The following is a 14796-nucleotide window of genomic DNA, read 5'->3' as shown; positions in this document are numbered from 1 at the left end:
TCGTCCGGGAGGTCGACCACGCGCAGGTCGTCGCGGAGCATGACCTGCTCGGCGATGGTCTTCGCGTCGCGGGGGTCGGACTTGTTCTCACCACCGCGTGTCCCGCGCCGGGCCCGGTTGACGGTGAGGCCCGGAACGTGGACGCAGCGCAGGCCCTCGGCCAGGAGCATTGCGGTCAGCAGACTTGCGATGCCGCCCAGGATGTCCAAGCCCACGGCGACCTGCCCGTGTTCGTCCTGGATCGCGAGCAGTTCGGTGACGGCGTTGGCGATAGCTTCGGGTGTGTTGTCGACCCGGTGGTTGAACAGCGGGCGCCCGCGGTCGTCGGTAACCGCGAGCCAGTGAAAGTCCTTGGCGATATCGAATCCGGCCTGGGCTGTCACGGTGGCGCTCCCCTCGCTCGGCGACGTGCGGCGCGACTCCTCCCGCCTGTCCTCGCCCTACACAGCGATGGTCCGCAGAGCCTAATCAGCAGTCCGGAAGAAGTGGCGGGGCAGGGGGATCAGCCACCTGAGCCATCGAGGGCAGCCAGCATGAAAACCATCCCTGCCCCACCCGCGCTGCCCCAGAGTCGCGAACTCCAGGGACACACTCAAGAAGGTAGGGCCGCGTGACCGCCCTGGTCCACTACCAGCTGACCCTGCTGCTGCGCTCCCAACGCTGGCTGCCGCCGCTGCTGCTCTACGTGGCCGTCATCGGCGTCGGTGTCCAGCAGGGGCAGCCGCTGCTGGACTCGCTCGGCTACGCGGCCGCCGCGCTTCTGCCGGTGACCGCCTGGCTCGTACGCGTCTGCGTCACCGCCGAGCCCGAGGCCGCCCGGCACTGCGCGGCGGCGGCGACGGGCCCCGCTCGGGCACATCTGGCCAGCGTGCTGGCCGCGCTGGTCGGAGCGGGCGCGCTCGGGACGGCGGGCACCCTGGGCGTCGCGGCCGTCAGCGATCCACGCACCACGGACGGACGCGTCCCGGTCTCGCAGGTCGCGGCGGCCGGCTCCGGGCTGCTGGCCGCGCTGGTGTGTGCCCTGATCGGGCTGGCCGTGGGCGCGTTGGGCAACCGGCCGCTGCTGCGCGGTACGGGCTGGGCGGTCTCCGGCACCCTGTTGGGCGCGCTGTTGGTGCTGGTGGTCAGCGTGTCACCGGCGAACGCCGCGGTCAGCGGACTGGTCACCGCCTCGCATGAGGGCACGGTGCCGATGCCGTGGCTGGCGCTGCTGGGCGCGGTGTGCCTGGCCGCCGGGGCGACGGCCCTGGTCTGCTGGCTCGCGCCCCGCAGACGCTGATCCGCGCGGGTCGGTGTGCCGACACCGTACGGGGGACCGCTGTCGGCCGTCAGTCAGGGCTCGGTGGTGAGGGCTCGAACGGTGCGGTCGAGGCCGTCGCGAAAAGCCGCGTCCAGGTTGAAGCCGCCGGCCGGGGGCGAGGCGGTGAGTTCGGCGAGCCAGGCATGACGGACCGTGGCGCCCGTACGATCCAGTCGGTGGCCCTCTTCACGCCACCAGTGTCGGAAGCTGGTTCCCGAGTGCTCGGATTCCCGGCGCTCAGCGAGCAGCAGCAGTGCCATGCCCTGGACGTACGCGCTGTACGCCAGATACCGGCGCAACGCGGCGTGGCTGTCCAGGCCGATCCGAGTGAAGGCCGCGAGCGCGTCCCGCGCGGTGTCCAGCACAGCCGGTACCAGCGGTGGTCGCGTACTCGCCAGCACCTCGACGAGCCAGGGGTGCGTCCGGTAGACACGCCACTCCTCCTCTGCGAGTCGCCTCAGCGCGGTGCCCGCGTCCTCTACGGCGGTGTCCCCGGTGCCCGGGCCCCGCCGGGCGGGCCGGGCCAGCAGACGCTGTGCCATCGCGGCGACAAGCCGGTCCCGACTGCGGAAATCACGCTCGACGGACGCGAGCGGGAGTCCTGACCGGTGGGCGACCGTGCGCAGCGTGACCGCCGCGACGCCCTCGGTGTCCGCGATCGTGACGCCCAGTTCCAGCACCGACGCGAGCCGCTCACCGACCGGGCCCGTGCCCGACGCCGTACTCGTCGAGGTGCTGAGCCGCCCGCGATCGCGTCGCCGCCGGTAGGCACGCGCCTGGCAGGAACGGGAGCAGTATCGCCGGGGGCGACCGGTATGTGGCGTCGCCTTCCAGGCCCGTCCGCACTCCACGCACTTCTTCTCCAGCTCCATCCCGGCGCCTTTCGTCCCACGGTTCCCGTGACGAAACTAGCGCAGGTCGAGCCCGGCCCGAGCGAGTCTGGGATGGACCCCGATCCCGGACCCCGGACCCTGACGAGGAGCCAGAGATGACCGCGCCCGCTTTCAACGTCCGCAGCGCACGGTCAGCCGAGCTTGCCGCGGTGACCGAGCTGTGCCTCGCCGCGTTCGCTGACGAGGCGGTGACGGCATGGGTCGTACCGGACCCGGCACACCGTCCGGAGCACCTGCGCCGGACCTTCGGCGAGTCCCTGGCCACCGTCGTCGCGGACGGCGGCATGACCCTGGCGCTCACCCCCGAGGGGGAGCCGGTCGCCGCCTCGGTCTGGCTGTCCTGCGCGAGTGGAGAGCGCGCCACGGGGCCGGAGGGACCGGCGGTTCAGGACGAGGACCCCGTCGCCCGGCGCCTGGCCGTCGTCGACGCGGCGACGGGGTCCCGGCACCCCACCGTCGCTCACCTGCATCTCTCGGCCATGGCGGTGCTGCCGCACCAGCGCGGTCGCGGAGCGGGGGCCGCCGTGCTGGCCGCGGGCCTGGAGCGGGCCAGAGCGCGTCGTCTGCCGGTCTATCTGGAAGCGTCCACGCCGGACAACCGGCGACTCTACGAACGCCACGGCTTCCGGCACCTCGGCGACCCGATCAGCCTCCCCGAGGGTGGCCCGTCCCTCCAACCGATGTGGTGCGACACCTCGCCGGACGCGTCGCGTGCCCACGATGTCCACAACGTCCCGCGACCCCCGTAGGAGCACGCGCCCAGCACGGTGCGCGTACGCGACGGAACCGTCGGGCACCGGCCCGGCCGAGGTGTGGCCGGGCCGGGCCGGGGTGGGGTGGGGTGGTGCCGGTTCGCCGACCGCCGCCAGTGCGGTCAGCGGGCCAGGGACCAGCGCATCAGTGCCGCCAAGGCCCGGTGATGGCGAAGGTGGTGCCGGGCGTGTAGCAGTTGACGAACATCGTCCGGTTGTCCGGGGAGAACGTGACGCCCGCGAACTCGCCCCACGCCGGCTCCTCCGGCGTGCCGATGTTCTGCCGGCCGCGCGCCATCGGATAGACCTTCCCGTGCCGGGTGAGGCCGTATACGTGCTGGGCACCCTCGCCGTCCTCGCACACCATCAGCCCGCCGCTGGGCGCCAGGCAGATGTTGTCGGGCTCCTCACCGGGCATGTCCAGGTCGCTGTCCGGGCCGAACACCACGACGAGGGTCAGGTGGTTGCCGTCCGGGTCGTAGCGCCAGATCTGCCCGTAGTGGTCGCCGGCGGAGCCCTCCTCGCTCTTCGCGTAGCTCGACACGAAGTAGACACACCGTCCGCCCCAATAGCAGCCCTCGAGCTTCTGCGCGTGGGTGATGCCCTTCTTGCCGAAGTCCTGGTGCCGGATGGGCGTTTGCTTGGCCAGCGGGTCCGGTACCTCGACCCACTCGATGCCGTGGAAGGTCTTGCCCGGCTCCTTCACCACCGACAGGTCGGGCAGCCCCGGGACGCGCATGGCCTCCAGGGCGCCGCCGGCCCGCAGCGAACCCAGGCCGCCACGCGTCCTGTTCGGCAGGAAGCGGTAGAAGAGGCCGAAGGGCTTCTCGAAGGCGTCCTCGGTCTCGTAGACGACACCGTTCTCCGGGTCGATCGCGATCGCCTCGTGCTGGAAGCGTCCCATCGCGGTCAGCGGCTCGGGCTCGGTCCGGTGGGCGTCGTGGAAACCGACTTCGAAGATGAAGCCGTGATCCTTGGTGTAGCCCTCCTCGCCGGCCTTGAACTCGGTCTCCTCACAGGTCAGCCAGGTCCCCCAGGGAGTGGGGCCGCCCGCGCAGTTGGTGGAGGTGCCGGCGATCCCGACGCGTTCGGCGCGCACCTTGTTGTTCGGACCCAGTTCCAGCAGGGTGCAGCCGCCCTTGGCCGCCGGGTCGTAGGTCAGTCCCTCCACGGTGGTGACCGGGACCTCGGCGTCCATCCGGTTCTCATGGTTGCGTACGAGCCACACGGAGCCGCGGCCGTGCCCGCCGCCGTTCCGTAGGTGGTCATGCGGTTGACCGCCGACGAAGGCGGCCATCCCGTCCGGGTTGCTTGGTACGGGCCCCTCGCCGGAGCGCAACTCGTCGCCCTCCCGGGAGAGGACCTCGTAGTGGAAACCCTTCGGCAGGTCGAGCAGACCGTCGGGGTCTGGCACGAGCGGGCCGTATCCGGAGCCACCGCCCGTCTGCTGGGCGTGTGCCGTACCGGCGAACACCTCCGGGATGCTGCCGGCGAAGGCGATCCCCGCCCCCAGCGCACCGGAACGTGCCAGGATCTCGCGTCTTGTGGTGGACATTCGGCCACTCTCCCTGTTGGCGGACAGGACGAACTGACCTGCTGTGTCTACCACGTGCGCGTACCCGCTGGTACCCGTGTGACACGAGTGTCTACGCGGGTTGCCCGCCCGACGGCTCGGACTCCGCCCGCACCGTCGGCCGCGCTCCGACAGCCCATGTCGCCCGGGACGTGTCGGTCGTCCGTCAACCCTGTGCCAGCTTCTCGCCGTCCCGAGCGAGCGCGGTGAGTCGGGAGATCGCCCGGAAGTACTTCTTCCGATAGCCCCCGCCCAGCATCTCCTCGCTGAAGAGCTGATCGAAGGGCCGGCCGGAGGCCAGTACGGGCACCTCACGGTCGTACAGCCGGTCGGCGAGCACCACCAGGCGGAGCGCCGTGGCCTGGTCGGAGACGGGACGTACGCCGGTGAGGCAGACCGCCGAGACACCCGCGGCCAACGCGCCGTACCGGCTGGGATGCACCCGGGACAGATGCTCCAGGAGGGCGGCGAAGTCGTCCAGCGTGGCGTCCGGCGTGCTGCGGGCGACTCCGACGACCCGGTCGTCCTCGCTGGGGGACGGCGCCCGCGGCATGCCCCGGTGGCGGTAGTCCGCGCCGTCGATGCGCAGTGGCTGGAAGTGCGCGGACAGACCCTGGATCTCGCGCAGGAAGTCCGCCGCGGCGAATCGGCCCTCGCCGAGTTTCCCGGGCAGCGTGTTGGAGGTGGCGGCGAGCGCCACGCCGTTCTCGACGAGCCGGCTCAGCAGCGAGGAGACCAGCACGGTGTCACCGGGATCGTCCAACTCGAACTCGTCGATGCACAACAGAGCGTGGTCGCTCAGGGCCGTCACCGTCTGCTGGAAGCCCAGGGCGCCGACCAGGTTGGTCAGCTCGACGAAGGTGCAGAACGCCTTCCGCTCGGGCGCGGCGGGCGCCGCGTGCCAGAGGGAAGCCAGCAGGTGGGTCTTGCCGACGCCGTAACCGCCGTCCAGGTAGACGCCGCCCGGACCGGCGGGGGCGCGCTTCCGGCCGCGGTCCGGCGCGGTTCCGCCGGCCCGCCGGAACCAGCGCCGCTTCCCGGCCGGCGGGGCGGCGCCGAGCCGTTCGGCGAAGCCGGTCAGTGTCCGTACGGCCTCCCGCTGGCTGGGCTGCTCGGCGTCCGGGAGGTACGTGGCGAAGCGGACCGTGTCGAAGCGCGGCGGCGGCACCATGGCGGCCACCAGGGTCTCGGCCGGCAGCCGTGGCTCCCGGGCGGAGAGCGAGTCCACCGGAGCCGGCGTGGCCGGGGCGGATGGGGCGAACGAGTCAGACACAGCGGACGGGTCAGACGCGGCGGGGGTGGAATCATCGGCGCGGGCGGCGGAACTGGACACGCTCTCATGCTACGGGGTGTCAATAAGCCCGGTGCCCTGGTGGTGCGGCATGCCACACTGCCGAGTATGCGACGCCTGTTCCCCCCTCAACCCGCTGACGTCCCGAGTCCGGCCGCCGGTTCGGACCGTACGGACGGCGACCTCTGGGACCTCGAGGCACTCGCGGGGGCGTACGCCTATCCCGCGGTGGACGGTCCGTGGCTGCGGGCCAACATGGTGTCCTCGCTGGATGGCGCGGCCCACCACGGAGGACGCTCGCAGCCGCTGTCCTCCGCGGCGGACATGCGGATCTTCGGCGTGCTGCGTGGCCTGGCGGACGTGGTGGTCGTGGGTGCGGAGACCGTACGACTGGAGGGGTACCGTCCGGCTCGCCCGCGTGCGGCCTTCGCGGAGCGCCGGGACAGAGCGGGGCAGCCGCCCGTGCCGGCCATCGCGGTGGTGAGCGCCAGCCTGGACCTGGACTACGCCGCGCCGCTCTTCTCCGCGCCCCGGGTGCCGACGCTGGTGGTCACCGGGGCGGAGGCGCCGGAGAGCCGGCTTCGGGAGGCGCGGCAGGCGGGCGTGGAGGTGGTGACGGCCGGTGCGGGCGGCCGGGTCGATCCGGGCCTGGTGCCGGCGGCGCTGGCCCGGCGGGGGCTGTACCGGCAGCTCACCGAGGGCGGCCCGAGACTGCTGGGGCAGTTCGCTGAGGCCGGGGCGCTGGACGAGCTGTGTCTGGCGGTCTCGCCCCGGGTGGCCCTGGGCGGCGCCCAGCGGGTGATGGACGGGCCGGCGACGGAGCTGCCGGCGGACTTCACGCTGACCTCGGTGCTGGAGGACGCCGGATTCCTCTTCACTCGGTATCGAAGGACTCGCGAATAAGCGGAATTGGACGTTCCAGATGGCCCCGATCAGGCAGACTGATGATCGCGGGCCCGTGTGGGAGCGGGGAAGAATGGTTTCTGTAGGGGTCTGTCGACCTCCCGTACAAGAAGGGCACCCTTCGTGTTCACGACCGTGTTGATGATCGAGAAGCCGCTGGTGTCCGCGGATGTGGAGCTCGTCACCACCCTGCACGGGGACGAGGCGGTTTCCTTCCTCGTCCTGATGCAGCCCCGTGGCGACCAGGATCGGCTGCTGCGTGCGCTGGACGACGTCGCGCTCGGCGAGTTGGACGACGTCGTGCACGAGGACGAGGAGCCGACGAGCAGCGATGGCCAGCAGACCGCCCGGGCCGGCCTGCGGCACTCCGTCAACGCCCTCCGGGAGGTGGGCGCGGATGCCGTGGGGCAGCTCATCGAGAAGCATCCGCTGGACCTGTTGACCAAGGCCGTGGAGGAGACCGGGGCGGACGAGGTGATCGTGCTGACCGCGCCCCACCTGGTGGAGGAGTTCTTCCACCGGGACTGGGCCTCGCGGGCGCGGCACCGGGTCGGGGTGCCCGTACTGAAGCTGTTCGCGCACTCGGACTGATCCGCGGGTCGGCGCCCGGCACCTGGCTGCGGGGCGCCACGAGCGGTGGCCGATAATGGCGGTATGCGGATCTCGGCGAGAGCGGACTACGCGGTGCGTGCCGCGTTGGAACTGGCGGCGGCGGGCGAGGACGGCCCGGTCAAGGCCGAAGCGATCGCGCAGGCGCAGGACATCCCGCACAAGTTTCTCGAGGGCATTCTGAACGACATGCGCCGTGGCGGTCTCGTGGTGAGCCAGCGCGGCGGGAACGGCGGTTACCGGCTGGCGTCCCCCGCGGACACCATCACGATCGCCGACGTGATCCGCGAGGTGGAGGGCCCGCTCGTCTCGGTACGGGGCGCCCGTCCGCCGGAGCTCTCGTACACCGGTCCGGCGGAGTCGCTGCTTCCGCTCTGGGTCGCCGTACGGGCCAACGTACGCCGCATCCTGGGCGAGGTGACCCTGGCCGACGTCGCCGCGGCCCGCCTGCCGGAGCAGGTGTACGACCTGGCCGAGGATCCGGCGGCATGGGTCAACCCCTGAGGCACGGCACCGGCCAGCGACGCGGCCAGGGCCACGTCCCACACCTTCGGCGCCGCGCCCGTCGACACACCCGCCGGCGTCTCGCCCGTAGCCAGCCCTTCCAGGAAAGAAATCCGGCATGGACCTGCCCCGCGTCATCACCGTCCGCGAGAGCGACCACCGTATCCACAACCCGCTGACACCGGCCAAGTTCGCCGCCCTCGGCGAGTCCCTACGCCTCGCCCCCGGGGCACGGGTACTCGATCTGGCCAGTGGCTCGGGCGAGATGCTGTGCACCTGGGCTCGCGACCACGGGATCACGGGCACCGGGGTGGACATCAGCACGGTCTTCACGGAGCAGGCCCGGGCCCGCTCCGTCGAACTCGGCGTCGCCGACCGGGTCGAGTTCCGGCACGGTGACGCCGCGGGCCATGTCGCGGACCAGCCGGTCGACCTGGCCGCCTGTGTCGGCGCCACGTGGATCGGGAACGGCGTCGCCGGGACGGTCGAGCTGCTCGCCCGCAGCCTCCGCCCCGGCGGCCTGATGCTGGTCGGCGAGCCGTACTGGCGGCGGACTCCACCGGACGAGGAGACGGCCAGGGACTGCCACGCCACCGCCATCGCCGACTTCCTGATACTCCCGGACCTGATCGGGCAGCTCCAGGACCTCGGGTACGACGTGGTGGAGATGACCTTGGCCGACCAGGACAGCTGGGACCGGTACGCCGCGGCCCAGTGGCTCACCATGCGCCGCTGGCTCGACCGGAACCCGGACGACGAACTGGCCCCCGAGGTGCGGGACGGGCTCGCCACCGAGCCCGTCCGCCACGCGCGGGGCACTCGGGAGTATCTCGGCTGGGGAGTCTTCGCCCTCATGAAGCGCTGACCCTCCCGTTGCGAGGGCCGGATGCCCACCGTCACGGACACCGCCCGTACGCCCCGCGTACGCCCGTGCGCCGCCGCCGGCGGCTCGTACGCGGCCATCCGGTATGCCCGCGCCACGGTGCCCTCCCGGCAGTCCGCAGCCCGTTCGGCAGTCCGCTGCCCGCGCCCGAGGCCGGTCGGGTCGCTTCGACCTGCGGGGTTCGACGCTGATCCGAAGCACTCGCGTTCTCCCGGTTGCGTGCTGGCGGCACGACCGGCATGCTATTCCTGTTAAATCACTAGGAAAACTAGGGAAGCAGGGGCGGTATGCGGACACTGATCGTGCTGGCACTGGCCGGACTCGGTGCCCAACTCGTGGACGGCAGCCTGGGCATGGCCTACGGCGTCACCTCCACCACCCTGCTGTTGGCGGTCGGCACCAACCCCGCCGCGGCCTCCGCCACCGTGCACCTGGCGGAGATCGGCACGACGCTCGCCTCCGGCGCCGCGCACTGGCGCTTCGGCAATGTCGACTGGCGTGTGGTCGGGAAGATCGGCGTCCCCGGCGCGCTCGGCGCCTTCCTCGGCGCGACCGTGCTGTCCGGCCTCTCCACCGAGCTGGCCGAGCCCATCATGTCGGTCATCCTGCTCGCGCTCGGTCTCTACGTCCTGATCCGCTTCACCTTCACCGCGCTGCCCACCCCGCAGTTGCACAAGCCGCTGCGCCGCCGCTTCCTCTCCCCGCTCGGGCTGGTCGCCGGCTTCGTCGACGCCACCGGCGGTGGTGGCTGGGGCCCGGTCGGTACGCCGGCGCTGCTGGCCAGCGGCCGGATGGAGCCGCGTAAGGTGATCGGCTCGATCGACACCAGCGAGTTCCTGGTCTCGGTCGCGGCCAGCCTCGGCTTCCTGTTCGGGCTCGGCACGGCTGGTATCGACGCCGCTTGGGCCGCCGCCCTGCTGGTCGGCGGACTGATCGCGGCGCCCATCGCCGCCTGGCTGGTACGCCATGTGCCACCCCGGGTGCTGGGCTCGGCGGTGGGCGGGATCATCGTCATCACCAACATCCGTACGCTGCTGCGGAGCGACTGGTTGGACGCGGCCGAGGCCGTCGTGTGGACGTCGTACGTCCTGCTGTACGCCCTGTGGGCCGCCGCGATCGGCTACTCGGTGCGCCAGCACCTGCGGAGCAAGCGGGAGGCCGAGGCGGCCGAGCCGCTGGAGCCGGCCGATGGCGACCTCGCGACCGAACCCACCTCCGCCGGCTGACCGCCCCCGCGCCCCGGTCTCCACCGCGCGCCGTACGTTTGCCGCCGCCCCCGCGCCGGCCGGGCCCGTCCTCACCTGCCGCACCGCATAGGGTTGGGCCCGCGCGCGCCTGTCGAGGCGCGCCGCGTGTCCGTACGTACGACCAGGGAGCCCCGCGAATGACTGCCGCGCCGCCCGCCATGGAAAGCCCGCACTTCATCGGCATCGGCGGGGCCGGCATGTCCGGCATCGCGAAGATCCTCACCCAGCGCGGTGCCCGGGTCGCCGGAAGCGACGCGCGGGAGTCGACGAGTGTGACGGCGCTACGGGCACACGGCGCCACCGTGCACATCGGCCACACCGCCGAGCATCTCGCGGACGACGCCAGCTGCGTCGTGATCTCCAGCGCCATCCGCCCAGACAACCCGGAACTCGCCGCCGCCCGGGCCCGCGGCATCCCGGTGGTGCACCGGGCCGACGCGCTGGCGGCCCTGATGGAGGGCACGCGTCCGCTCGCGGTCGCCGGCACGCACGGCAAGACGACCACCACCTCCATGCTGGCGGTGAGCCTGCGGTCACTCGGCCTGGACCCGTCGTACGCCATCGGCGGCGACCTGGACACCCCCGGCTCCAACGCCGAGCACGGCACCGGCGAGATCTTCGTCGCGGAGGCGGACGAGAGCGACCGCAGCTTCCACGCCTACGCGCCCGAGGTCGCGATCATCCTCAACGTCGAGCTGGACCACCACGCCAACTACGGTTCGCTGGCGGAGATCCACGACTCCTTCCGGACCTTCGTGCAGCGCGTACGCCCCGGCGGCACCCTGGTCATCTCCGCCGACCAGCCCGGCGCCCGGGAACTGACCGAGCGGGTACGAGCAGCCGGTCTCGCCGAGCCGCGCGTGCTGACGTACGGCCTGGCCGAGGACGCCGACGTCCGGGTGCTGGACGTCACCCCGCACGGGCTGACCAGCGAGGTCACCATCTCGCTGGAGGGACGCGAGCTGGCCTTCACGGTCTCCGTGCCCGGCCGGCACTACGCGCTGAACGCCGTCGCCGCGCTCGCCGCCGGTGCCGCCCTGGGGGTCCCGGCGGACGAACTGGCCGGCGCCCTGGGCACGTACACCGGAGTCAGCCGTCGACTCCAGCCCAAGGGCGAGGCGAACGGCGTCCAGGTCATCGACTCCTACGCACACCACCCCACCGAGATGACCGCCGACCTGGAGGCCATCCGGGACGCCGCCACCGAGGGCCGGGTTCTGGTCCTCTTCCAACCGCACCTGTACAGCCGTACCGAGCAGTTGGGCGCCGAGATGGGGGAGGCGCTCGCGCTGGCGGACGCCTCGGTCGTACTGGACATCTACCCCGCCCGTGAGGATCCCGTCCCCGGCGTCACCAGCGCGCTCATCATCGACGCCGCACGGGCCGCCGGCGCTGACGTGCACCACGCGCCCGCCAAGGAGGACGCCCCGGAGCTGATCGCGGGAATGGCGAAGCCGGGCGATCTCGTTCTCACCATGGGGGCGGGCGACGTCACCGAGCTGGGCCCGCTCGTCCTCGACCACCTCACGGACTGACCAGGCCAGCCACCCGGCCCCGGCCGTACGGAAGCTAGGAGCACACCGTGGCGTACGACATCGACAAGCCCGAGGAGCAGTGGCGCGCGGAACTCACCCCCGAGGAGTACCACGTGCTGCGGGAGGCCGGCACCGAGCGGCCCTTCACCGGCGAGTACACCGACACCGAGACGACCGGCGTCTACGGCTGCCGGGCCTGCGGGGCGGAACTCTTCCGCTCGGACACGAAGTTCGCCTCGCACTGCGGCTGGCCGTCCTTCTACGACCCGGCGGACAGCTCGGCCGTCGAGCTGCTCTCCGACACCTCCATGGGAATGGTGCGCACCGAGGTCCGCTGCGCCGCCTGCGGCTCGCACCTCGGACACGTCTTCGAGGGGGAGGGCTATCCGACCCCGACTGACCAGCGGTACTGCATCAACTCCGTCTCGCTCCGACTCACGCCCGCCGAGGGCTGAACTCCGTACGGAGCCCGGCTCGGCGTACGTAGAATGCTGGGCCGGGACGACGACGCACGGGGGCGTGCTCCATGCCGCACAGGCGGTTCGATCGACGCGTGATGGCGCTGTTGGAGGTGCGTGGCGGGGAGCACGACCAGACGGAGGCCAAGGCGGCCTGCGAGGCCCGGGGTTGGCCGGTCGTCGAGGATCTCCCGCGCGGTGAGGGCGTCTCGGCCGGCGTGCTGACACCAGCGGCGGGCTCCCGTTTGTTGTGGGTGGAGGTACGACTCTTCGGCGCCGCACGTCGGGCCGAGCGGGGTGCCGCGTGGCGGGTGCAGCGCATGGCCCGGAAGTCCCGGCTGGAGGTGTACGTCCGGCGCGCGGAAGTCCTGGACCACGACCGTGAGTTGCTGCCGGAATGGCAGGCGCACACCATCGCGCACCGCCCAGCCGTCCCGGATCGTACGGATGCCGGGGCGAGCCAGTGGCGGGCTTACCGGTGGGCCAGAACGCTCGCTCGGCTGACGGAGCACGCTGGCTGGCGTGACGCGGGCATCGCCGTCACCGGCACGCCCTCGGAGGCCCGGCGGCTCGCCCGGATGCCCCGGGAAGGGGGCGCGGCCGGTCGCCGGGATCTTGACGTACGTGCCAGGGACGGGCGGGCGCGTACGCCCGGCTCGCTTTCGAGGGAGGACGACCTCAACGGGCGACTCTCCGTCCTCTCCGTGTGGATGGTCGCGACGGCCTGGCTCGCGGTGTTGGCACGGGACAACGCCGGCGTCACTCGCCTCGTGACGGTCTGCCTGGCGCTGCTGACCTTCGGCGCGGCGGTGTGGTGTGGCGGGCGGTTGGCGCCCGAGAGACCGCGGCCGGGCGCGGTCGTCACCGGGCTCGTGGTGCTGTTCGCGGTGAGTCTCTGGCTGGGTGACCCCTTCAATTCGACCTATCGGCTCTCCTCACCGCAGGCGCTGCTGATCGTGGTCGGCACCGTGGTCGCTGTGGGTCTGTGGCTGCTCGTACGGCAGTGGACCCTAGGGGAGTGGTTGACCTGGGGCGGGCCGATCCTCGCCACACTCGTGGTCTCCTCCCTGGTGGCCGCCGGCTCGGTCCTGCACGCGTTCTACGCGGACGGCCTGGCGCTGTCCCCCGGCGACCTTGAAGTCGCCGGGATCTGGCAGGTGATCGCTGCCGTGGAGCTGGTCTCGCTGTGTGCGCCGCTTCTCCTCGTGCCGGCGTGCTATGGCCTCGCGAAACACCACCACTACGTGCGCAGCGCTTCCTTCGGTGGCCTCACGGCGGTCGTCATCCTGTTGGCGCTCGGGGCGTTGGCACTCCAGCAGATCATGGGATCAGCGAGTCAGGCCGTGGGAGAGGTCAAGGCCGCCGCTGAGGAACGCGGGGAGCTGCCTTCCTACTTCGGCGTACGGCCCGCCTGGACCTGTGTGCGGCCAGTAGTGCCGCGGGACGAACTCGCCAGCCGGGGCGGGCGGATCGACCCCGATCATCCGTACGTGTCCTTCGGGATGGCCGGCGCAGACGTGGTGCTCATGGACGCCGAGGGGGAGAACTCGTTGAAGCTGCCCGCCAAGCAGGTGCGGTTGGTGCCGGCGGATGCTCCGTACGAGTCCTGTGCCAGGTCCTGACTGGTCCCGGCCGTCAGTCGACGTGCCCCTTTCGCACGGCGCTTTGAGTGAAATCGATTCCCTCCAGGTTCCCCAGTATTGCACCGCAACGACGCCGCGCGGGGAGCCGTGCCGGGGTCGGGGCGCCTGCCGTACGGGCGGCCCCAACCCCGGTGTGCCGCCGGACCGTTCGCCGGCCCGGCGGCGACACCTCCTCAGCCGAAGCCGCGGACGCGGTGCTGCATGACCCGGTACGGCCAGTTCGTCTCGGTGTTCCACTGGCTGACCGAGAGATGCAGCTCGCCCAGGGTGGAGCCGGGGATGACGTAGCCGCCGTAGAGCTGCGCGACGTGCGAGTCGTCCTCGTTGCCCCACTCGCCGCCCCAGATCAGGGTCTGCCGAGGGGCCTGGGTGAGGTCCGAGGTCGGGGTGTCCATGATGATGCCGTCGATACGGTAGTCGCCCGCGTTGAACCAGGTGAGTATCCACTTGCCGCCGAGCGGGCGCAGGCACAGCTCGCCGAACGCGCCCTCCAGGATCGGTGTCGGCGGGTTGCCCCAGGCCCAGGCGCCGTCCCGGAAGCCCCAGGGTTCGTACGCGGCCAGTTCCGTGATCCGGTCCTGCGGCACGCGTTGCAGGATGATGGGCTTGCTGCGGGTGAAGTCGGTGGAGTAGACGTACACGTAGCCGTCGTCGCCCAGGCCCCAGCTCAGGCACTGGAAGAGGTTGCCGTGGTGGTCGGCGGGGAACTTCGCCCCGGTGTGCCGCCAGCTGGCGCCGGAGTCGTCGGAGCGCCAGATCTCCGTCCACACGACGTTCCCGAGGCCCTTGTTGACCATGGCGTGCAGATACATCGTGCCGCCGATGGTGATCACGTCGGAGGGCAGGACGGTGGAGAACTCCGGGTTGTCGTGCTCGTACGGCCACAATTGCTGCGCCGCGTCGCCGCCGACCGCGCCGGACCAGGTCACGCCGGCGTTCAGGTCGGTCGTCTCGGACCACAGCGCGACCGGGGAGCGCCACCAGCCGCCGCCGACCGTGGCGTTCTCGAAGGTGTCGCCGAAGACGAACAGTGTCCGGCCGTCCGGCGTACGGGCCGGGATGCCGAGGTCGGTGGCCTCCATCCGGTACTTCGTGGTGATGCCGGGGCCGCTGAGGTCCTTGATCTTCTTGACCTCGAGCGCCTGAGCGGACGCGCCGGCGCTGTCCGCGGCGCGCCTAGCGCCCGCCGCGCCGGCCGCGCCCGC

The 14796-nt window shown here is 71.8% G+C and carries 15 protein-coding genes; 10 read left to right on the top strand and 5 right to left on the bottom strand.

Annotated features, from left to right (window positions below; genetic code table 11):
- A partial coding sequence (locus tag AN216_RS06060) for an IS110 family transposase (RefSeq protein ID WP_139140870.1) occupies window positions 1-383 on the bottom strand: 383 nt, incomplete at its 3' end.
- Between the two features lie 227 nt (window positions 384-610).
- Here AN216_RS06060 and AN216_RS06055 point away from each other — a divergent pair.
- Window positions 611-1279 (top strand): ABC transporter, encoded by a 669-nt coding sequence (locus AN216_RS06055; protein WP_070195559.1) that lies wholly within the window; start codon window positions 611-613, stop codon window positions 1277-1279.
- 53 nt (window positions 1280-1332) lie between these two features.
- On the opposite strand, the gene AN216_RS06050 is transcribed toward AN216_RS06055, so the two are convergent.
- Window positions 1333-2172 carry a TetR/AcrR family transcriptional regulator C-terminal domain-containing protein gene (locus AN216_RS06050; RefSeq protein ID WP_070195558.1) on the bottom strand — a complete coding sequence of 280 codons (840 nt, stop codon included), beginning with the start codon at window positions 2170-2172 and terminating at the stop codon, window positions 1333-1335.
- A 116-nt stretch (window positions 2173-2288) separates the two neighbouring features.
- Here AN216_RS06050 and AN216_RS06045 point away from each other — a divergent pair, with 116 nt between their 5' ends.
- Window positions 2289-2942: a GNAT family N-acetyltransferase gene (locus tag AN216_RS06045; protein WP_070195557.1), complete on the top strand. Its 654-nt coding sequence runs from the start codon at window positions 2289-2291 to the stop codon at window positions 2940-2942.
- Window positions 2943-3090: 148 nt separating this feature from the next.
- Here the strand turns inward: AN216_RS06045 and AN216_RS06040 are convergent, their stop codons facing one another.
- Together AN216_RS06040 and zapE are read right to left on the bottom strand one after the other, a co-directional pair.
- Entirely contained in the window at window positions 3091-4500 is a 1410-nt protein-coding gene (locus tag AN216_RS06040; protein WP_070195556.1) for an alkaline phosphatase PhoX, read from the bottom strand.
- Window positions 4501-4684: 184 nt separating this feature from the next.
- Complete coding sequence (gene zapE / locus AN216_RS06035) at window positions 4685-5791, bottom strand: cell division protein ZapE (RefSeq protein WP_070195555.1); 1107 nt, start codon at window positions 5789-5791, stop codon at window positions 4685-4687.
- A gap of 126 nt (window positions 5792-5917) precedes the next feature.
- On the opposite strand from zapE, the gene AN216_RS06030 reads away from it, so the two are divergent.
- From AN216_RS06030 to AN216_RS05995, 8 genes are all read left to right on the top strand, one after another.
- On the top strand, window positions 5918-6712 hold the full coding sequence (locus AN216_RS06030) for a pyrimidine reductase family protein (protein ID WP_070195554.1): 795 nt from the start codon (window positions 5918-5920) through the stop codon (window positions 6710-6712).
- 123 nt (window positions 6713-6835) lie between these two features.
- Window positions 6836-7303: an indole-3-glycerol phosphate synthase gene (locus tag AN216_RS06025; protein WP_070195553.1), complete on the top strand. Its 468-nt coding sequence runs from the start codon at window positions 6836-6838 to the stop codon at window positions 7301-7303.
- 63 nt (window positions 7304-7366) lie between these two features.
- Entirely contained in the window at window positions 7367-7825 is a 459-nt protein-coding gene (locus AN216_RS06020) for an RrF2 family transcriptional regulator (RefSeq protein ID WP_070195552.1), read from the top strand.
- Between the two features lie 118 nt (window positions 7826-7943).
- Window positions 7944-8690 (top strand): SAM-dependent methyltransferase, encoded by a 747-nt coding sequence (locus AN216_RS06015; protein WP_070195551.1) that lies wholly within the window; start codon window positions 7944-7946, stop codon window positions 8688-8690.
- Between the two features lie 305 nt (window positions 8691-8995).
- On the top strand, window positions 8996-9934 hold the full coding sequence (locus AN216_RS06010) for a sulfite exporter TauE/SafE family protein (RefSeq protein ID WP_070195550.1): 939 nt from the start codon (window positions 8996-8998) through the stop codon (window positions 9932-9934).
- A 158-nt stretch (window positions 9935-10092) separates the two neighbouring features.
- Complete coding sequence (gene murC / locus AN216_RS06005) at window positions 10093-11490, top strand: UDP-N-acetylmuramate--L-alanine ligase (RefSeq protein WP_070195549.1); 1398 nt, start codon at window positions 10093-10095, stop codon at window positions 11488-11490.
- Window positions 11491-11537: 47 nt separating this feature from the next.
- Window positions 11538-11945 carry a peptide-methionine (R)-S-oxide reductase MsrB gene (gene msrB, locus AN216_RS06000; protein WP_070195548.1) on the top strand — a complete coding sequence of 136 codons (408 nt, stop codon included), beginning with the start codon at window positions 11538-11540 and terminating at the stop codon, window positions 11943-11945.
- Between the two features lie 98 nt (window positions 11946-12043).
- Window positions 12044-13570 carry an NnrS multi-domain protein gene (locus tag AN216_RS05995; protein WP_139140866.1) on the top strand — a complete coding sequence of 509 codons (1527 nt, stop codon included), beginning with the start codon at window positions 12044-12046 and terminating at the stop codon, window positions 13568-13570.
- Between the two features lie 194 nt (window positions 13571-13764).
- Here the strand turns inward: AN216_RS05995 and AN216_RS05990 are convergent.
- A partial coding sequence (locus AN216_RS05990) for a DUF4185 domain-containing protein (protein ID WP_212732674.1) occupies window positions 13765-14796 on the bottom strand: 1032 nt, incomplete at its 5' end.

The sequence above is a fragment of the Streptomyces oceani genome, from assembly GCF_001751245.1.
In the GTDB taxonomy this organism is placed as follows: domain Bacteria; phylum Actinomycetota; class Actinomycetes; order Streptomycetales; family Streptomycetaceae; genus Streptomyces; species Streptomyces oceani.
The sequence above is the reverse complement of the archived record's forward strand: the minus strand, read 5'-3'. Positions and strand labels throughout refer to the sequence as shown.